The following is a 21,328-nucleotide window of genomic DNA, read 5'->3' on the forward strand; positions in this document are numbered from 1 at the left end:
TCTCGTCGAATGTTCTCGTCGAATGTTCTCGTCGAATGTTCTCGTCGAATGTTCTCGTCGAATGTTCTCGTCGAATGTTCTCGTCGAATGTTCTCGTCGTAACGGAGGAGGAAGGGATTGGAAAAAGAGGGAACGAGAGGTGTCACAGAATTGGCCGAGAGCGCATGTATGTGCGAACGCCACCTCCGCCGAAAAACGAAAGAAAAATTCGGCTTACCACCGCACCGGCTTTTAGAGAATATACGATTGGCCAAAGCTCTCGAAGCCATGCATGAACAACCTGAAGTCACGTTGCTTCAAATCAGTCAAATTGCCGGATATACATCATACAAAACATTTTATCAGGCTTTTACGCGGAGATTCAAAGTGGCACCGTCGGAAGCGATATGGCGTATAAAACAAAATCCAAGAATTATGGCAGATGCCTTTCAGAGAAAATTGATATAAGAAAGTCGACCAATTAATGAATGTCAAACAGGTTTTCATTTAAGGCAAAATAGCACATTTAGCGACTACCATTTAAATATATTGTTAAACAAAAATAAGCGATACAGCTTTAGCGAAAACAATTAAAAAACCATTTTTTTATTAATACAAAAGCTTATTTCAAATTCTATACTAAGGAAGGGGACAACATGAAAATGTTCAGCCTGTTACTAACATTGGTTTTTTTACTATTGAATTGTAAAGTTATAGCACAAAGTCAAACTATAGAACAAGGCGCCATGGTAGACCTGATAAATCCTAGATCATTGGATCATCCTATTTATTTATCGTTCAAAGATGGAGACTATCTTACATCAATTATTGAATGTGATAAATGGGATTCTGTTTATAGAGGCACAAATTCAGAAGATGCCTTTATGGAACAAGAAGCTTACTACAATTCTTTTGTAGGTAATTACAAAAAAGCACTTAACAATTTCGACAAAATTAATGCCAAATGGATTAAGCAGCTCGATACCACTAACTTTCTTGACAGATCTTTTTTGTCAGCAAAAAAGCTGGATGCTGTAAATGAGATTATAAGAGAAGCGCAAAACCGCCAAATTACGATTGTTAATGAAGCACATCATGTACCGCAGCATCGTGCCTTCATATCTTCACTACTTAAGCCTTTATATGAATCCGGCTATCGTTACTTTGCAACAGAAATGCTAACAGATAATATTGATACGGTAAAGAAGAACGGTTACGTCAGCTTTCAACAGAACGGATTTTATCCGAATGAACCCGTATATGCTAATTTAATTCGAAAGGCAATTGAAATTGGATATACTTTAGTCGGTTACGAAGATACTGTGAACTGTGATTTTGACCCAGTAAATCCATTTCGCTGTTTAAATCAGCGAGAACAAAACCAAGCTAAAAACATAGCCAATCTAATCTTAAAGAATAATTCAAATGCAAAAATCCTTATACATTGTGGATACCAACATGCAGATGAAGTTGAACATCAATCACCTAAGGTCAAAACAATGGCAGCGCATTTAAAAGAGTTAAGCAATACCGATCCCTTGACCATTGATCAAACGGTTATGAGTGAACACAGCTTAGTTAATTTTGAAAACTCATATTACAGATATGTTCAAGATAGTTTAAAAATAAATTCACCAGCAATATTTAAAACGATTAATGGTTATTGGGTTGATGACACTAAACGCGGGTTTGTCGACATGCAAGTTTTTCATCCAAGGACAAACTATATAAACGGTAGACCAAACTGGCTCATTAAAGAAAATTACATCCTCACTTTACCGGATTTTGATATTTCCTCTTTTCCTTTTTTGGTACAAGCATTTAAAAAGTCTGATAAAACTAATGCAATTCCAATGGATCAGTTTTTAGTTGATTCAAGGAAAGAAAAAATTGCCGTAGCAGTACCCAAAGGGTATTATCGAATACGCATGATTAACAGCAAAGGCACTATTCATGAATTCGAAGTGAAAAATCCTTAGATATTATCGCTTATTCTAAGTCTTCACAATTAAAACGGAGACAAACATGAAAAACGAAAAAAAAGAACAGAAATTAGAACAATTCGAAGACTATAAACTCCAAAAGGCAAACTCAATTTCTGGCGGAAAAGCAAACACACTCTTGACAACACACGTGTGCCAAGGCGGTTGGGATGATATTACCGACTAATTAACTTAATCATGTAAAACCAAACTCTCTTAGAATAAGCGATATTTTTTATGATTCTTATTTTCAGCATAGACGGAGGTGATGGGTCTACATCCCCAGTAATGGATTGGATAACTTATCTTGGCGCTGATAGAATTAGAGTGAACGTTGGAAATCTTAATAAAGATGTAAAATTTTCAATACATTTAGAACCAAACGGTATTACTACTGAATATCGAAATATGGATATAAATTTTTCATCCAAAGAAGTTAGTGCCGTATGGTTTAGACGAGAAGAGCGAATGTTCAGCGGGCTTGATACATCGTCAATATCCAACATTCGAATCAAAGAATCAGTTGATAGATTTTTGCAACGAGAAGTAGAGGTCATTAAACAAGCTCTCTACTTACAATTTGACGATAAAGTATGGCTGTGTGATCCATCGTCGGGCAACCTTAACAAGATTAATGCTCTACAAAAAGCATGTGACGCAGGCATACGAATCCCAACCACTTTAATTACCAATAAGAGAACTGAATTGGAACGTTTTAAAAATAAACATAGAAAAATTATATGCAAATGCTTTAGACAAGGAGGTGTTATTCAGTTAGACGGCTCAACATATGGAATGCATACTGAAATACTGTCTGATGATATTATCTCTAGTACCGATGATGTTTTGTTTCCTGCTTTTGTACAAGAATACATTCCTAAAAAATACGAATTGAGGATTTTTTTTATTGAAAGTAACTTTTTTCCCATGGCAATTTTTTCACAAAACGACCCTCAAACATCAGTTGATTTTAGAAAATATAATTATTTAAAACCCAATCGAAATACTCCTTACATCTTACCTCACGAGATCCAAGAAAAATTAAAAACTCTTATGTTAAGCCTGAAACTCAATACGGGTTCAATTGATATGATCAGGGCAACCGACGGAAGTTACGTGTTTCTAGAGGTCAATCCTGGTGGGCAGTTTGGGATGGTCTCTGAACCGTGTAACTATTATTTAGAGAAACGAGTCGCTGAATATTTAATAAATCAATCAAAAAAATATTATGAGTCAAAAGTTTTTAGAAATTGATAAATTCATCAATGAGCCAACACTCATTTCAAAACTTCCAATAACATTTAAGCTACTTGAACAATCTACTTATGATCAATTAAGTACTATCTCTCCGGTACGAAGTGATTTTCATCAAGAAAATAATTATGGAATAAAATTTTTTTATAAAACAATTTCAAAGCCATTTAACAATCCTTTTTAATTTTAAACTAATGAGCGTTTTTTTTAAAATGCATGGCAACTGTATTCCGGTCAAAGGGGCAGTTAAAAGCGTAATATGCGATCTACAGCGTCATGAGCTAAAACAAATTTCAAATGACGTTTTCGAATTATTGGAGTTACTAAAGAATCACCCTGTAGAATATCTAAAGAATATTTACACTACTGAATTTATAGATGAATCGTTAGAGTTTTGTGTTACAAACGAATTCGGCTTCTACACTGAAGAGCCTTGGCTATTTCCAGAAATAGATTTGTCGTGGGATTCACCGTATCAAATATCAAATGCAATTATTGATTCAAGCAAACAATCAAAACACAACTATAAAAAAATAATTGACGAGTTAGATGAACTTGGATGTGAAACAATACAGTTTAGATTTTACTTTTGCCCTCAATTATCTTTTCTAAACCACATACTTCTTCTTACGCAGGTAAGCAGGCTAAAGTCCATTCAACTTATATTAAAAGATGAAAATTTAATAACTCAAAAAGAACTCGAAGAAGTATGCAGAGCTAACCCAAGAATTGAAAGCATTTTCTTACATTCATCACATCTTTTTAGGATCATTGATAAAATTGAAGGAAGTCACGCCAACATAATCTATTTTACTGATAGAATTGAATCGCATGATTCATGCGGAAATATTAATAAAATGTATTTTTGTATTAATATCCCAATGTTTACTGAAGCTCACAAACTGAATACATGTCTGAATCGCAAAATATCAATTGACGTTAATGGCGACATAAAGAATTGTCCTTCTATGACGCGTCACTTTGGAAACATACACAACACTTCATTACATAGTGCAATTATTCAAAAAGAATTTAAAGATTTATGGCTTATAAATAAGGATCAAATTGAAGTTTGTAAGATTTGTGAATTTAGATATGTTTGCACCGATTGCCGTGCTTTCATTACAGAACCAAGCAACATTTATTCAAAACCTTCAAAATGCACTTACGACCCTACTATTGGAAAGTGGTTAGATGAGACCCAATAAATTTAAAATGGCTACATAAATGAGGAAAGATGAAATCGTTTGTATTACTTGTCTTGCTTTCATTAAACCAAATATATGCGCAGTATTATCTCCCACCGGCAATTATGGATTCGATTCGGGATATTGATAGGTCACTATCTTCTGATCGTAACTATATAGCCGCTTTGAATCGGTTAAACCGAATTCATGCAATGCCACAATATGCCGGGCAGCCTATATTGTTTAATCATTGGGGCTTGTATAATTCTTTAGTGTCCGATTATTCGACGGCAATTGCTTTTTTTGACTCCATTGAGCTTCTTCGTCAGAGTCAACGCCGTACCACATCATTGCCGCCAACCGGTTTAACCTTTGATACAAGCCAAATACGCCCTTATCCCGCGATGGAAACCATACTTCGCCTTGCAAAGAATAATTCCGTCGTAATGATCAATGAGCGTCATCACATGCCTATGCATCGGGCTTTTATTTTGGAACTTCTGATTCGCCTCAAAGCGCTCGGATATACCCACTATGCTGCCGAAGGATTGCAAAATCACGATACAATCACAAGCCCTACAACATACCCTGCGATAGGAAAGACAGGATATTATGTAAATGAGCCTGTTTTTGCTGAATTGATACGAACTGCCATTCTGTTGGGTTATAAGATAGTCGCCTATGAAACAACAAGCTCGGCATCTCCCGAATCCGATCCTATCAAAAACCAAAATAAAAGGGAAAAAGAACAGGCTGAAAATTTGTACAATAAAACTTTGCTCCAAGACCCTCATTGTAAAGTTTTAGTCCATGTCGGTTATGGTCACAACGATAAAATGGGAGTTGGCGGCTGGATACCTATGGCATCCTACTTCAAAACTATAAGCGGCGTCGAGCCTTTGTCCATTGATCAAATTGAAATGTTTGAACACCGTGTTTCGGATTTTGAAAACCCCTATTACCGGTTTATTTCCGGCATGATTTCGCAGCCTACAGTTTTTATTGAAAAATCTTCGAGCACATCTTGGGCGCACCTGCAACCCGGCAACTTCGATTTGGGAATATGCCACCCCAAAGAAACTTATGTTCATGGACGCCCGACATGGAGAAACATAGCTAACCGCTATCGGATGTATGATCTACCCAACGAAAAAAGAACAATTACAAAAGGTTTACTCCAGGCGTTTTATCATGATGAGCCTACGGATGCTGTTCCAGCAGATCAGATCGTTTTTAATACCGGCACTTGGCAGACGATCCCGTGTTTATTATTAAGACCGGGGAAATATCGCTTCCGATTAATAAGCGGGGAAAGCGATGCATCATCGGAATGGGTGGATACGGTCAAATAATCATGAGCCGCTTTCCGATATATCTTCAGCATGACAAAATGGACTGCGGCCCGGCTTGTATCCGTATGATAACAAGATTTTTTGGACGTACAGTCAGCCCGGAAAAATTACGCTGCATCACCTATGCCTCCAAGGGAGGCACCTCTCTTTTGAATTTGTCGGAGGCCGCAGAATCTTTGGGTTTTAGAACATTAGCGGTCAAGGTATCTCTTCAAAAGCTTCAGAAAGCGCCTCTGCCTTGTATTGTGTTTTGGCAGCAGCGTCACTTTATCGTAGTCTATAAGATCGGTCGAAGATATATCCATGTTGCCGATCCGGCGCACGGGATTCTAAAATACCGTCACGCAGACTTCGTATCCGGATGGTATAGTGACCGATCAAATGAAGGCGAGGGTCAGGGCATCGCCCTGCTCTTCGAACCAACGCCGGCATTTTACGAATCGGAGGATGATTTTGAAAAATCGTCGAATCCCAATAAAAAGGGCTTTGGCCTTTTATGGCCGTATTTGCGATCGCATCACAAGCTGATATTTCAGCTCGGTTTAGGTTTTTTATTGGGAAGCATATTACAGCTCATATTTCCGTTCCTCGCCCAATCTATGGTAGATATGGGTATTCACAATCAGAATATCGGCTTTGTATATACCATACTGTTAGCGCAACTGATGCTTTTTCTCAGCCGAATAACAGTCGAAAGTATCCGGCGCTGGATACTCCTACATATCAGCACACGACTACAGGTTTCCCTCATATCCGATTTTCTGAGGAAGCTGATGCGTCTGCCTGTGGCTTTTTTTGATGCCAAACAAACCGGCGACCTGATGCAGCGCATAAATGACAGCCATCGGATAGAAAACTTTCTCACGGTGACTTCGCTCAGTTTCGTTTTTTCTATATTCAATCTTTTTATCTTCGGTGCCATTATACTTTTATACAGCCCTTTCATATTTCTGATTTTTACAACTTTCAGCGCCGTTTCGATAACATGGATCATGTTTTTTATGAAAAAAAGGCGTGATCTGGACTACAAACGGTTTGACCGTATGTCCGAAAACCAGCAGGGCATACTTCAGATCATCATGGGTATGCAGGAAATCAAACTCAGCGGATCGGAAAAGCAGAAACGATGGAAATGGGAATCGCTACAGGCAAAACTTTTTACCATTAGCCGTAAAGCACTGGGTTTGGGGCAGGTGCAGGAGACCGGCACGCTTTTTATCAATGAATTTAAAAACATTATGATCACATTCATCGCGGCCAAAGAAACGATAGACGGACATATCACGCTCGGTGCGATGATGGCGATACAATATATGATCGGTCAACTGAATGCACCTATTGATCAGATGATCGTTTTTTTGCAACACGCCCAAGATGCCAAACTGAGTTTAGAACGGTTATCAGAAATACATACCCACGACGATGAAGATCATGAAAGTGATAACAGCGCTCAACTTCCTCAGGAAAGATCCATAATGCTGGATCAGGTTTCATTTCAGTATGAGGGCCCTCACTCGCCCTACGCGCTCAAAGATGTCCACCTCCCGATACACGAAGGAAAAATAACGGCTATTGTCGGTGAAAGCGGTAGCGGCAAAACAACTTTACTTAAACTTTTGCTCAAGTTTTATATCCCGACAGAGGGAAAAATAAGCGTCGGATCGGACGCACTATCGCAGATCAGCGCTTCTTTTTGGCGTCAGCAGTGCGGCGTCGTCATGCAAGACGGGTATATTTTTTCGGATACGATCGCTCACAATATCGCTCCTGCGGATGAAACCGTAGATCACCGAAGGTTGATACAAGCCGTCGAGGTTGCTAATATTCGGACATTCATTGAATCTTTACCTCTGCGATACAATACTAAAATCGGAAATGACGGACTCGGACTCAGTCAGGGTCAAAAGCAACGCATTCTCATCGCCCGCGCAGTTTATAAAAATCCGCAATATTTGTTTTTTGATGAAGCTACCAGTGCGCTGGACGCTACTAACGAACGGATCATTATGTACAATCTTCAGCGTGTCTTCCAAAACAAAACCGTCGTCATCATCGCGCACCGACTCAGTACCGTGCGTAACGCCGATCAGATCATCGTACTGGAAAAAGGGAGTGTGGTGGAATCCGGCTCACATATTGAACTGACCCAACAACGAGGCGTTTACTTCGAACTGGTACGCAACCAATTAGAACTCGGGAATTAGAAGATGCCCAACGATATTGAACCCCTTGAACGTATCCACAGCGACAGTTATGACGACGTGATGAATTACGAGCCCCATTGGTTGATACGGAGGGGTTCGTTCATATTGCTATTGGTCATTATTTTTTTGATTACCGTCAGCGGATATATACAATATCCGGATATATTACGCGGACAAATCACGCTGATCAGCGATCAGCCCACATTGGAGGTTGTCGCGCAATCCACAGGCCGCGTGAAATTGTTTGTCAAAGATCGCGACTCAGTCAAGGCCGGGCAACCTCTGGCTATGATCGAAAACCCTGCCGACTTTGCTTCCATTCAGAAATTGCGCTTATTTTTAGATTCTGCATCTTCTCAAAGCGATAGTTACGTAATGATAGATACAGCGTTACAACTCGGAGAACTGCAGACTTTTTATTCGGAAGTCATGCAGAATTATAAAGAATTAGCATCGTTTAAAGAGATCAATTATGAAGTAAAAAAAATCAACTCCATTCGGCAACAGATCAGCGCCTATTATAATTTGGGCGACCGACTGGATGATCAGATCAAACTTCTGAAATTAGATGTGATGAAAGCCGAAAAAGATTTTGAAGTTAATAAATCTTTACATGAACGCGGACTACTTTCGGATGTCGAGCTCTCCGGTTATCAGTTCCAGTTAAACCAGAAGAAACTTGCGATGGAAGAAGCGCAGAAAGAAACTATCCGTAATTCGATCGTAGTTTCTGAAAATCTCAAAAACATATTAGACATGGAATTTCAAAATCAGGACAAAACGGCCCGGTACCTGATTCGCATACAGGAGTCACTGAGCAAACTCAAGAGCGAATTTTCAGCATGGGAAAAAAAATACTGGATAACCAGTCCCATTAGCGGTGAAGCCATCTACAATGATGTATGGACAGACGACCGATTTGTAAAACTGGGCCAGGAGATCATGACGATCAATCCGAAAACAAATCGTATTCGCGGACGCATAAAATATGAAGGCCCCGGACTCGGAAAAGTTGTTCCCGGACAGGAAGTTAAAATCAAATTAGAAAATTATCCTTTTCAGGAATTCGGTATCGTATCGGGCGTCGTGGAAAATATTTCAGCCGTATCCAAAGATAAATCTGTAGTCATACAAATCACACTCCCTCAACAATTAAAAACATCTTTGGGTGCCTTATTGGAATACAAACAAGAAATGCAAGGAACATCCGAAATAATAACCGAAAACAGCACGTTGCTCGAAAGAGTTTTTCAACAACTGCGCCAAATCACCCAATATCAGTAAATTAATTTGTATTTACTCGTGGTTTTCCAATACATAACTTCTTAATCTTATAAATTTGAAAACTATTTGATCTCCCATTGGAAAATCTCTATGATAATATCATGCGTGGTTACTTGATATAATCTACTAATCTGAAAAACAATCACCCCCTCTTTTTTGTTATCCCTCGCTCGTCTTTCACCGATTCATAACGACATAACCCCAACGATTTCATCGTTTGATAACCGACAAAAGTCATTTTTTACGATGATACGAATCATTCCAAAGTATTCGGATTTATAATAGACTGCTCTTAGTCGGGTGCCTTGTGCACGGCCGGCTATTGTCCAACCAACGAGGCTGTTATGTCCAATACCAAACGTGCGATGGTTACGCTGGACGGCAATGAAGCCGCCGCTTACGTAGCCCACAAACTCAGCGAAGTCATAGCCATCTACCCCATCACGCCGTCTTCGGCGATGGGCGAATTTTCCGATGAATGGTCCAGTAAAGGAAAAACCAATCTTTGGGGAACCGTGCCGCTCGTCATGGAAATGCAGAGCGAAGGCGGTGCAGCGGGAACTGTGCACGGCGCATTGCAGACCGGCTCACTCACGACGACATTTACCTCATCGCAGGGACTTCTGCTAATGATTCCCAATATGTATAAAATCGCAGGCGAACTCACCGCGACAGTATTTCACGTCGCGGCGCGGGCAATAGCTTCACAAGCACTTTCGATATTCGGTGATCACTCCGACGTGATGTCCGTTCGCGCTACAGGGTGGGCCCAACTGAGTGCGCATTCCGTACAGGAAGTGATGGATATGGCGCTCATCGCGCATGCTGCCACGCTTCGTGCACGGGTACCGTTCATTCATTTTTTTGATGGATTTCGTACGTCGCACGAAGTCATGAAAGTAGAACAACTTACCGACGAAGACATGCTCGCCATGATCGATGATCATCTCATCCGTGCGCATCGCGAGCGCGGTCTTTCACCGGAACATCCCGTCATGCGGGGCACGGCGCAAAATCCGGACGTATTTTTTCAAGGGCGTGAAGCCGCCAATCCCTATTATCAAAAATGCCCCGCGATCGTTCAGGAAACTATGGATCGTTTTGCGAAACGCACGGGCCGCGCCTACAAATTATTTGATTATTTCGGCGCTCGGGATGCGGAACATATTATCGTCGCGATGGGTTCGGGCGCTTTGACGGCACAAGAAACTGCCGCATTCCTGATCGGACAAGGCCATAAAGTGGGCGTGGTCAAAGTTCACCTCTATCGCCCGTTTTCGATCGAACATCTTATCGCGGCTTTTCCCAAAACCGTTCGCACGATCGCCGTGCTGGATCGCACCAAAGAACCGGGCAGCGCGGGTGAACCGCTGTATCAGGATGTCATCACGGCGCTTACGGAAACTTTTATCGACGGCAAATTGCCCTTTGCTATGCCCCGTGTGATCGGTGGGCGCTACGGCTTATCATCCAAAGAGTTTACGCCGGCCATGGTCAAAGCCGTTTACGATGAATTGCAAAAAACTCTTCCTAAAAATCATTTTACCGTAGGCATTCATGATGACGTATCGCATTTGAGCCTGGATGTGAATCCCGATTTTTCGATTGAACCCCAAGATGTCGTGCGGGCATTATTTTACGGACTCGGCGCCGACGGCACTGTCGGTGCGAATAAGAACTCCATCAAAATCATCGGCGAGGATACCGATAATTTCGCCCAAGGTTATTTTGTGTACGATTCTAAAAAATCCGGTTCTATCACCGTTTCCCATTTGCGATTCGGCCCGAAACCTCTGTTTTCCTCGTATCTGGTGACCCGTGCTAATTTTATTGCGTGCCATCAGTTTAGTTTTCTTGAAAAATACGATATGCTCAAATATGCCGTCGAAGGCGGTACGTTTTTACTCAATAGCCCCTTTGACGAAAATGAAGTGTGGGATCAATTGCCGCTCATCGCACAAAAAGAAATTACGGAAAAAAAATTACGCTTTTTTGTGATCGACGGTTACCGCGTGGCCAAAGAAACCGGCATGGGTGGACGATTTAATACTATCATGCAAACTTGTTTTTTTGCCATATCCGGCATTCTCCCGCGCGATAAAGCGATCGAAGCGATCAAACACGCCATTCAAAAAACCTACGGTAAAAAAGGCGATGAAATCGTACGCATCAACTTTAACGCCGTAGATCAGACATTGGCCAATCTCAAAGAAGTCAACTATGCCGGAAGACCTTTAACCGATCGTGCGATGCGACCTCCGGTGGATCCTCTGGCGCCGGACTTCGTCAAAGACGTAACCGGACGTATAATACTAGGCGACGGCGACACATTGCCGGTAAGCGCCATGCCGGCCGACGGGACATTCCCGACCAATACCGCACGTTGGGAAAAAAGAAATATCGCCCTCGAAATCCCGGTCTGGGATCCCGCCGTGTGTATCCAATGCAACAAGTGTGCATTGGTATGCCCGCACGCAACGATCCGCGCCAAAGTGTTTCCAGAAGCTGCGCTCGATGGTAAGCCGGAACATTTCAAAGCCGTACCATATAAAGGCAAAGAATTTCCCAACAGTCTTTATACCATACAAGTGGCCCCCGAAGACTGCACCGGCTGTGGCTTGTGTGTTGATGTATGCCCGGCAAAAAACAAACAGGAAACCCGCCTCAAAGCGATCTATATGCAGCCGCAAAGCCCGATTCGCGATCAAGAACGCATCCATTGGGAATATTTTCTTCGCCTCCCGGAAGCCGACCGTACACAGGTGCCGCTCAATACCGTCAAAGGTTCTCAGTTTTTACAACCGCTATTCGAATTTTCCGGTGCATGCAGCGGCTGCGGCGAAACGCCATATCTCAAACTGATCAGTCAGCTTTTCGGCGATCGCGCAATGGTCGCCAATGCGACCGGCTGTTCCAGCATCTACGGCGGTAATCTGCCTACGACACCTTGGGCGCAAAATAAAGACGGGCGCGGCCCGGCGTGGAGCAATTCGCTTTTCGAAGATAATGCCGAATTTGGTCTCGGTTTCCGTCTCACGGTAGACAAACAAACAGCGTTTGCACAAGAACTGCTCTATCGCCTCGGCGATTCATTGGATAAAGAGCTTATCACATCATTGATCGCGTCACCCCAAAAAACCGAAGCCGATATGCAAGCGCAACGCGCACGCGTTCAAGTTCTTAAAAACCGTCTTACTTCATTATCACATCCCGATGCCAAACGCTTACTCGACGTTGCCGATTTTCTTGTCAAAAAAAGCGTCTGGATTGTCGGCGGCGACGGCTGGGCCTACGATATCGGTTACGGCGGTTTGGATCACGTACTCGCATCCGGACGCAATGTCAATATCATCGTACTGGACACCGAAGTTTATTCCAACACCGGCGGCCAGGCGTCTAAATCCACCAATCGCGGCGCGGTTGCTAAGTTTGCCGCCTCTGGAAAACGTTACTCCAAAAAAGATCTCGGCCTCATGGCGATGAGCACCGGTCATGTTTATGTCGCACAGATCGCGATGGGCGCCAACGACGCACAGACTGTCAAAGCGCTATTGGAAGCCGAAGCTTACGACGGACCTTCGCTCATCATCGCCTATAGCCACTGCATCGCGCACGGTATTAATATGGGTCAGGGTATGCGCCAGCAAAAATCTGCCGTCGATTGCGGTCATTGGTTATTGTACCGTTTCAATCCGGATCATGTGTCACTGGGTCAAAACCCTCTCACATTGGATTCCAAAGCACCTACGCTTGCATTCAAAGATTATGCCCTGAGCGAAACACGTTATAAAATGCTGGCCATGACGGATCCGTCGGCATCGGAGAGTTTGGTCAAACAAGCGCAACAGGACATACTTCAAAAATGGCACTTCTACGAACAAATGGCGAAACTGCATTACAACGGTCAAAACGAAGAGAAACATTAGAAGTGAATTCAGAGTTCCGCATTCTACAAAATTTTCTTGAGGACGCACTATGGACTTAACCACCAGTTATCTCGGAATGACGCTCAAAAATCCGATCGTTCCTTCCGCTTCGCCTTTCTCCAAAGACATCGTGCAAATCAAACGCATGGAAGAGGCCGGTGCCGCCGCGGTGGTTTTACATTCATTATTCGAAGAGCAAATCGCTCATGATGAAAGAGAAATGTTTTATCATCTGCACCACGGTTCGGAAAGTTCGCCCGAAGCGCAATCCTATTTTGTGGATATGGATCGCTACAACCGCGGACCCGAATGGTATCTGGAGCATATTCATCGCGCCAAAGCCGCCGTGGGCATTCCTATCATCGCCAGCCTCAACGGATCTTCGCATTCCGGCTGGCTGGATTATGCCAAAAAAATCGAACAAGCCGGAGCCGATGCGCTGGAACTCAATATGTACTACATTGCGGCCGATATTGCTGAATCGGCGACCTCTATCGAACATCGTTATCTGGAAATCGCGCGCACTTTACGCCAAAGTCTTCGCATACCCATCGCGATAAAACTCAGTCCGTTCTTCACTTCCTTTGCACATTTTGCTAAACACATGGATGATTGCAGCATCAACGGCCTTGTGCTTTTTAATCGGTTTTATCAACCGGATATCAATCTGGAAACGCTTGAAGTAATGCCGAATGTTATCCTGAGTCAATCATCGGAATTACGCTTAGCTCTGCGATGGATCGCCATTCTCCACGGGCGCGTTCGCGCCGACCTGGCGGCGACAGGCGGCATTCATACGCATGAAGACGTTATCAAAGCATTACTCGCCGGTGCGTCGGTCACCATGGTTTGTTCCACATTGCTCAAAAACGGAATCGCACGTATCACGGATATTGTAAAAGGCATGGAAACGTGGCTCATCGAAAGAGAATACGAGTCGGTCAAACAATTGCAAGGCAGCATGAGTCAAAAATCCGTTTCCGATCCCACAGCCTTTGAACGGGCTAACTACATGCGGGCATTAAGCGGCTATAATCTGCCCAACGATCTTTTGTATCACAATTGACCACATCAGATCGAATCGTTTTCCATCATGCGTTTGAAATTATAGAGGTATCTGCGCCATCGCAGCTTATCATCGGTATAACGCAAGGCCAATAGTGAACGCTGTATCCACGTGTAGCCGCGAGTGCGGTGACGCAACGTAACACGCGTCGAATCACCCATATATTCCAGTCTGTATTCTAATGACCCTTTTTTCTCGGCATCTTCATAACCATACGTAAGCAAAATGCCGGGCCACGCTATCCTGTCCGTAAGAACAAATTCGCTTTTTTCTTCATCGATGATTTCACGCATCACATGCGCAGAATCATTGATCGGGTCGCTTCCCGCCCAATCTGTCCACCAGCTTTTCAAACGAGACGAATCTTGTAAAGCTTCATATACAAATATAGAAGGTTTGTAAATCACGGCTTTTGCTTTGTAGTCATGGTTGGGTTGAAACCAACCGATCATCCAAAACGATAAGACACACAATCCTAAAAACAGAACCGATGAAATAATACGATCGGTCTTCGGCGAAAGAGGCATTATTTATCTAATCCTAATTTTTTGCGATGGCGAAGGATAGTTCTGCGGATAATCGCTTCTTGCTCGGCGTTAAAGCCGGTGTAATATTTCGCACGATATTTTTTTTGATCGGGGCATTCGCCGTTATGATGCATGATATTTTGCCCGCCGTCTTCCGTCAACGTCGAATCGCAAATATGACCTAAACCAAACGCATGTCCCATCTCATGCTCTTCCAGCGAACCTTTGTGGCCGAGCGCCTGATAATCAATAAACACTACCGGAACGCCGCCATAAGTTGCACCGCGGCTCCGTCGCGAACGCCAGCCTTGGGCATCCGTGTAAGAATCAAAAATAACAAAGTTAACCGCTCGCGGATCACGCAGTTTCGTATCGGCACATTCTTTATATAAATTGGCCCAGCGCCCGATATACATGCCTTCATTGGCGGAATCAACAAATGAGCACGCCGTGTTTTCGATGTCATCAAAAAAAGCCGCTGATTTAAAGCGAAAACGCACTAACGGACGTTTATCTTCGGTAACAAAATAAGTATTCAGTATCTCAATCTCGCGATGCATTTGCTCCAATGTTGCAACAGCGGCCACTTCTTCCGATCCGTCAATCACCACAAAATGAACAGGAAACTCCGGCAATGTATCTTGTGTTGCAGCAGGTTGAACTGCAAAAAAAATAAAAAAGAACAAAAATATCATATTCGTCATCTGTTTTATTTTATTTATTTGAGTCGGTCGTTTTTACAACGTAGCGCATGATAGGGCGCGTTTTGGACCGGCGTGCAACTTCCTTGAACCCGGCTTTGACAAAAGCCGAAGTCAACCCTGTCCATACAAATGGCGCGGGTACACCGGCATCATACGGATCACTGGGATACGCTTCTAAAATTTGAACCCCCATCTTTTTAGCCGATACGATGACTTGCCGGATGAGTTTTTCCGACAAACCTTGTTTACGATAATCTTTGTGAATAAAAAAACATGAAATTGACCACACGGGTTTTTCATCAACGGGTTTGAAAATGCGTGAAGCCGCAAGCCGTATATATTCCTCCCGCGGTGCAAATGCGCACCATCCCACCGGAATAACGTCTTTGTACATGATCAAACCGATTGGTAATTCTTTTTTAACCAATCGTTGCATGGCTTTGCGATTGCCTTCGCCTTTATTTTTTTGAAACTCCGCGTTAGACATGCGCCAAACCATACACCAGCATCCTCCGCATGCGCCGCGTTCACCAAACAGCGCGGCAAAATCATTCCATGTTTGTGGTGTGAGATGTTCGAATTTGTAGGACATAACCATCAACCGTTAACTTAAGTTTCCATGCATCAAGCGTTAGCTTGGAGGAAAAAATTGCGTTATTCGATTAAAATCAGGCATTAAACTTTTTTTTAGCGCAAACATCTAACCGTCGATACACGTACAAGCCTTATAAAAACAATAGGATTAAAAATTGCATTTTTAATTTAGTGTAAATATATTGTTTTTCAAAGTACTTACTTAATGGATTGAAGCGGAATTATACCATGATCGAAGCGAAATTTTACCGTAAAGAAGCCGATCATATCGTCTGTGAACTATGCCCTCGTATGTGTAAAATACAGGAGGGTGCGGAGGGCGACTGCTGGGGATATAAGAATATTGACGGTAAATTGTACTCTTTTAATTACGGTAAAATTGTTACAGCCGTTTACGATCCGATGGAGAAAAAACCATTTTTCCATTATTACCCCAATTCCACCATTTTATCGCTGGCACCTAACGGTTGCAACATGCGTTGCAAATTCTGCCAAAACCACGATGTGGCATTGAACAAAAAAGAAACAAAAGATATATCTCTGCAAACGATCTTGGATTATTCCGGAAAGAGTCATTCTATCGGCGTGGCTTATACGTTTACGGAACCTTTGATATGGTATGAATTTCTGATTGACTCCATGCGTAAGCTGAAAGGTATCGGACAGAAAAATATCTTGATTACCAACGGATATTTGAATCAAAAACCTATCGAAGACATTATTCCGTACATTGACGCGATGAACATCAGCGTCAAATCTATGAACCCGGAAACGCATGAACGATTAACGGAAAGTAAACTAGAAATTGTACTCAATTCCATCAAATCCGCATTCGGGAAAACGCATTTGGAATTGACGTACTTGTTGATCCCCGGTGAATCCGACAGCACGGAAGATGTCGGCAACTTTGTTGATTTCGTTGCGGGAATCAACAAAGACATACCTGTACATTTTAAACGTTTTTTTCCACACCACAAAATGACCTCACAACCCATGACGCCCAATGAAACGATGGTGCGAACATACAAACTGGCTACACAAAAGCTGAGTTACGTATATTTGACGGATACGGACATTGACGGTGTCTCGGATACATTCTGCCCCAACTGTAAACGTTTGATCATCAAGCGGCGCGATTACCAATCCAATCTCGGCGGTATGCGCGGTTCCAATTGTAAATTCTGCGGCCACCGCATTTTCATTAAATTTTAAAGTACGGGAGAAATTTCATTTTGCGCAGTTTCTTTATCGCTTCGTATTCAAAAAACATCTTTCATGGCTTCATAATTTTTCTTGTTTCACTTACATCATGCGATGACCATCTAAAAGATGTCGGCATGGAAGTTATTGACCGCGGTACCTCGACCGGTACTTTCAAAACGGATACATTATACGCCGATGACATAGAGCGAATCACTTCATTTGTTGATTCAATTCCCGTATCAGAAACCAATCGCCTATATCTTGGAACATACGGCTCATACGATTTTCGTATGCTAATGTATTTCGCTATGCCGTCCGAAGAAATTACTGATGAAAACGGCAATGTCATTCCGGTTGACAGCATGAATATTACCGAAAATTCACAGATCAGGCTTGTAGGTTCAAAATACTATGGATCTGCTGGAGCCATTACAGCACAACTCCATACTATTCAAAAAAACTGGTCATCCAGTGACTTGTATTGGAGTCGTTTTGAGAAAGGTACAGATTACAACACTACACCAGCTTCCACTCAAACATTCAGCGCTCTTAACGAATTTGACACCGTAAGAATTTCCGTACCCAAAGACACAGTTATTCAATGGCTTAAAACACGAAATGATACAAGTACTACCGTTCCTAAACGCAATCGTGGTGTTATCATTGATTTTGACGCCGCATCTAATTTTATTCAGCAATTTTACAGTGCACGCGTAACAACCGTTTCCGGAGGAATCGCAACTCTTGACTTCGAAAAAGCACCGAGATTGGAAATAAAATATTCATGGGCGATTGATCGAAATAAAAACGGAGTTTACGACGGCGACAACGAGTTCGGTTCTAGTGTTTTTTATGTTGCACCGGTTTTCATTAGCGGCGTATATAGTGGCGGTTATCATGGATTTGTATATAGAGATAGAAATCCTCAACCAGTTAACACAATTACCGTTGGCGGGGGGCTTCCTTATCACTCGGTTTTGAAGTTTAAGACGGATAGACTCCCTAAAAACTTAACCATAAATTCAGCTTTTCTTATTATGCACACCGATCCTGTTGGAAACTTATATCGTACTACAGGCGACTCGATTGTTATACGGAGTTATTTTTCGCTATCGGATACCAGTGATTGGAAAGCCGGTGAAATGAATGTTGATGAAGCTATATCTTCCAGCGATAATACCCGTGATGACACTTTACGGCTAAATATTTCTGATATGCTACAATCATGGGCGACTAACCCAAAAAGTAATTTGGGGCTTATGCTTACAAATCAATTCTCGTTGAACGGTAACTTTAATCCGTTATATCGCGTCCGTTTTTATAATAATCCGTCCGATCGCGATAATTCTCCAAAAATAATCATTTACTATACTCAGTCACCGCAATAAAAGAAATCCCTTATGCGATATACCGCTATTCTAGCATTAATGATTCTTGTAAATTTGGCGCCTCCGGCTGCTTATCCAGGTGGTTCTTCATATTCTGCGACCACTTATGGGCTTTACGAATACAAACCAAACCCCAGATCGCTCGGTATGGGCGGAGCGGGTTTAGCCATTCCAAGCTACTATACGCTTAATATGCAAAACCCGGCCACATTACTCGGGATTCCGATGACACGTTTTGAGCTAAACATGTTTGCCGAATGGAATCAAGCCAGTAACGGCGCTGCCAAAAATTTTTCCAATCGCGCTACCATCAACCATGTAGCATTTGCGTTTCCCTTTGGGAAAACTTTAGTCGCAGCGATTAATCTCTCGCGTGTAACAAATGTCAATTACGAATTTTCCACACCGAATTTGATCTTTGAAGGTGAAAAATATACCGAAACTTTAATCGGAACAGGTGGGCTTCAACAACTTGCCTTTACCGGAGCAGGCAAAATAAATCCCAAGTGGACCATTGGCGCATCGTTGCAGTATCTCTTCGGCACCATAAAAAGAGAATGGGGCATTAACTATAACTCGGATGAATTAGTTGATACGCGCGACGTAAGACATCAAAACATGAGCGGCGGTCGTTTGGTCATCGGAGGCCTTTATCAACATAATGAGCAATGGAATTTTGGCGGATTCCTGTCAATGGCCGGAAAAATATCCAGCGATGTACGTGTGGTCGGTACTTACCGCGATACGACTGTATCCTATGAACAAAGCTTGAATTACCCTACAGAAATCGGATTTGGCGCGTCTTATCGGTGGACGAAGCGCTATTTATTGGCGACTGATATTGTTTACGGAACATGGGGATCGGTTAAAGAATTTAGTCCCACGCAAAAAAACAGAAACACCGTTCGTTGGTCCGGCGGCGTCGAAAGACAACCATCGAATGCTTTTTCAGCTCCATGGTGGGATAAGAATTATTACCGCTTCGGCCTTATGATCAACAATTTGTATGCAACCAATACAACAGGAAACCACGCCAGCGAAATAATGTTTACTTTGGGTATTGGAATGCCGTTTAACCGCGAACGCAGCAGTTTTGATTTGAGTTTAGAAGCGGGACAGCGCGGACAAATCGCGGATAATAAAGTCCGTGACCGCGTTTATCGCCTGACATTATCTTTTACCGGTGGTGAGCGTTGGTTTTTGAATCGCCAAAAACGAAAACGTGATTAAAACTTTTTTGTACATTTACGTATAAACATTTGCACGAATGTACACAAAACAGAAACGGAGGAACTCACTTGAAAAAAATTATTTTGATCTTCATATGTGCTGCATCCGCTGCTTTTGCTCAAGAATCAAGCCCGGCTACGCCTTATCAGCATCGTCAGCTTGTTAACGTACCGACCGCAGGCATGCTCAACAAAGGTAATTACGAAATCGGAATGCGCCTTTTCGCTAATGGCGGCGTGCTTTCTAATATTGGTGTCGGTATAACGGATCGTTTTATGATCGGTATTTCGTATGGCGGAGAAAAAATTATCGGCTCCGGCAAAGTTAATTTTAACCCACTCCCGGGTGTCGATGTACGCTACCGTGCCGTTGACGAATCAACAGCCGGCCCCGCGGTAACACTTGGCTTTAACAACCAAGGTTTCGGTCCGTATTACAAATCGGTAGATACGGTCAAAGTAAACCGTTACACGCAAAAATCACGTGGTCTTTTTATCACGGCCAGTAAAAATTATGCCTTTGCCGGAAACTTAGGAATTCACGGAGGCATTTCGTGGTCGGTCACTGAAAAGAAAGATAAAGACAATCAACCGGCTTTTTTTGTCGGTGTTGATAAAAGTATCAATGACGAATTAACAGCCGTTTGGGAATACGACCTCGCGCTCAATGACAATAAAGACATCATAGGGCACGGACGCGGTTATATGAATGTTGGTGCAAAACTCAATTTTGGTCAAAAAGTAATGGTCGAATTTATAATGACCGACATTCTCAACAACAGTAAAGATATCGGTAAGTTCTCCCGTGAGTTACGATTATCGCTCATTCACGCATTCTAAAACTGTACTGGATAACAACTCTTCTATAAAAGCAGAGCTAATGGCTCTGCTTTTTTTATTGAAAAAAGATTAATTCTTGTTTTTTACTTTAGAGTTTTTTCATCAACCACCGATCTACCGACCATAAACCACCACCCCTCATAATGAGAACGATCATTATAACAATGACCAACAAGTGAAATTCAAATCCTTCCCCCCGCTTTTCACTATACCAATTCATATAAAACCCCCAACGACCGTGCACCAGTAGGATAGCTCCGATCATTACCGATAAAATGGACGCCGCCATGAAGCGTGTTGCAGCGCCGGCAATAAGGCATATCGCTCCTAACGAATCAGACAAAATAACCAACAAAGTTACGACGTACGGCATACCAAACCATGCTTCAAAAGCTTGCATTGTTGCTGTCACACCGTGCCCGCCAAACCAACCCAAAAGTTTTTGTAGGCCGTGCATCAGAATAACCGACCCGGAAACTATGCGCAAAACCGTCAGCGCCAAATCATCTGATGTTTCAATCATTTTTTTAAACATAATACGAGTCTTTCCGAATTAAAATGTATTGTCTTACGTAATTAATTTTACGAGATTTTGTTAAATGAGTTTCC

Annotated in this window: 18 protein-coding genes; 14 read left to right on the forward strand and 4 right to left on the reverse strand. The window is 42.4% G+C overall.

Going from position 1 to position 21,328, the window contains the following annotated elements; genetic code table 11:
- Positions 1–117 precede the first annotated feature (117 nt).
- From HUU58_11130 to HUU58_11175, 10 genes are all read left to right on the forward strand, one after another.
- Positions 118–447 carry an AraC family transcriptional regulator gene (locus HUU58_11130; GenBank protein NUN46223.1) on the forward strand — a complete coding sequence of 110 codons (330 nt, stop codon included), beginning with the start codon at positions 118–120 and terminating at the stop codon, positions 445–447.
- Positions 448–635: 188 nt separating this feature from the next.
- The gene (locus HUU58_11135) at positions 636–1,958 is read left to right on the forward strand and encodes a hypothetical protein (protein NUN46224.1); all 1,323 of its coding nucleotides are present in this window, start codon (positions 636–638) and stop codon (positions 1,956–1,958) included.
- Between the two features lie 46 nt (positions 1,959–2,004).
- Entirely contained in the window at positions 2,005–2,148 is a 144-nt protein-coding gene (locus HUU58_11140; protein ID NUN46225.1) for a hypothetical protein, read from the forward strand.
- A 50-nt stretch (positions 2,149–2,198) separates the two neighbouring features.
- Positions 2,199–3,215 carry a grasp-with-spasm system ATP-grasp peptide maturase gene (gwsG, locus tag HUU58_11145; protein NUN46226.1) on the forward strand — a complete coding sequence of 339 codons (1,017 nt, stop codon included), beginning with the start codon at positions 2,199–2,201 and terminating at the stop codon, positions 3,213–3,215.
- Positions 3,216–3,427: 212 nt separating this feature from the next.
- On the forward strand, positions 3,428–4,423 hold the full coding sequence (gwsS, locus tag HUU58_11150; protein ID NUN46227.1) for a grasp-with-spasm system SPASM domain peptide maturase: 996 nt from the start codon (positions 3,428–3,430) through the stop codon (positions 4,421–4,423).
- Positions 4,424–4,452: 29 nt separating this feature from the next.
- Positions 4,453–5,754 carry a hypothetical protein gene (locus HUU58_11155; GenBank protein ID NUN46228.1) on the forward strand — a complete coding sequence of 434 codons (1,302 nt, stop codon included), beginning with the start codon at positions 4,453–4,455 and terminating at the stop codon, positions 5,752–5,754.
- 2 nt (positions 5,755–5,756) lie between these two features.
- The gene (locus HUU58_11160) at positions 5,757–7,958 is read left to right on the forward strand and encodes a peptidase domain-containing ABC transporter (GenBank protein ID NUN46229.1); all 2,202 of its coding nucleotides are present in this window, start codon (positions 5,757–5,759) and stop codon (positions 7,956–7,958) included.
- Positions 7,959–7,961: 3 nt separating this feature from the next.
- On the forward strand, positions 7,962–9,242 hold the full coding sequence (locus HUU58_11165) for an HlyD family efflux transporter periplasmic adaptor subunit (GenBank protein NUN46230.1): 1,281 nt from the start codon (positions 7,962–7,964) through the stop codon (positions 9,240–9,242).
- A 344-nt stretch (positions 9,243–9,586) separates the two neighbouring features.
- Entirely contained in the window at positions 9,587–13,168 is a 3,582-nt protein-coding gene (gene nifJ / locus HUU58_11170) for a pyruvate:ferredoxin (flavodoxin) oxidoreductase (protein ID NUN46231.1), read from the forward strand.
- Between the two features lie 49 nt (positions 13,169–13,217).
- Positions 13,218–14,234 carry a dihydroorotate dehydrogenase-like protein gene (locus HUU58_11175; GenBank protein ID NUN46232.1) on the forward strand — a complete coding sequence of 339 codons (1,017 nt, stop codon included), beginning with the start codon at positions 13,218–13,220 and terminating at the stop codon, positions 14,232–14,234.
- A 5-nt stretch (positions 14,235–14,239) separates the two neighbouring features.
- Here the strand turns inward: HUU58_11175 and HUU58_11180 are convergent, their stop codons facing one another.
- From HUU58_11180 to HUU58_11190, 3 genes are read right to left on the reverse strand one after another with little or no spacing between them, the layout of a single operon-like run.
- Entirely contained in the window at positions 14,240–14,761 is a 522-nt protein-coding gene (locus tag HUU58_11180) for a hypothetical protein (protein ID NUN46233.1), read from the reverse strand.
- The gene (locus HUU58_11185; protein ID NUN46234.1) at positions 14,761–15,456 is read right to left on the reverse strand and encodes a hypothetical protein; all 696 of its coding nucleotides are present in this window, start codon (positions 15,454–15,456) and stop codon (positions 14,761–14,763) included. The genes HUU58_11180 and HUU58_11185 overlap by 1 nt, the downstream gene beginning before the upstream one ends.
- Positions 15,457–15,475: 19 nt before the next feature.
- Complete coding sequence (locus HUU58_11190) at positions 15,476–16,057, reverse strand: GNAT family N-acetyltransferase (GenBank protein NUN46235.1); 582 nt, start codon at positions 16,055–16,057, stop codon at positions 15,476–15,478.
- Between the two features lie 230 nt (positions 16,058–16,287).
- Here HUU58_11190 and amrS point away from each other — a divergent pair, with 230 nt between their 5' ends.
- The 4 genes from amrS to HUU58_11210 all read left to right on the forward strand — a co-directional run bounded on the left by amrS (position 16,288) and on the right by HUU58_11210 (position 20,719).
- Complete coding sequence (gene amrS, locus HUU58_11195) at positions 16,288–17,271, forward strand: AmmeMemoRadiSam system radical SAM enzyme (GenBank protein NUN46236.1); 984 nt, start codon at positions 16,288–16,290, stop codon at positions 17,269–17,271.
- 299 nt (positions 17,272–17,570) lie between these two features.
- On the forward strand, positions 17,571–18,650 hold the full coding sequence (locus tag HUU58_11200) for a DNRLRE domain-containing protein (protein ID NUN46237.1): 1,080 nt from the start codon (positions 17,571–17,573) through the stop codon (positions 18,648–18,650).
- 12 nt (positions 18,651–18,662) lie between these two features.
- Entirely contained in the window at positions 18,663–19,880 is a 1,218-nt protein-coding gene (locus tag HUU58_11205; GenBank protein ID NUN46238.1) for a hypothetical protein, read from the forward strand.
- Between the two features lie 68 nt (positions 19,881–19,948).
- Positions 19,949–20,719 carry a hypothetical protein gene (locus HUU58_11210; protein NUN46239.1) on the forward strand — a complete coding sequence of 257 codons (771 nt, stop codon included), beginning with the start codon at positions 19,949–19,951 and terminating at the stop codon, positions 20,717–20,719.
- 88 nt (positions 20,720–20,807) lie between these two features.
- Here HUU58_11210 and HUU58_11215 read toward each other — a convergent pair whose 3' ends face one another.
- Complete coding sequence (locus HUU58_11215; protein ID NUN46240.1) at positions 20,808–21,254, reverse strand: DoxX family protein; 447 nt, start codon at positions 21,252–21,254, stop codon at positions 20,808–20,810.
- Between the last annotated feature and the right edge of the window lie 74 nt (positions 21,255–21,328).

The organism is bacterium, from assembly GCA_013360215.1.
In the GTDB taxonomy this organism is placed as follows: Bacteria; CLD3; CLD3; order SB21; family SB21; genus JABWCP01.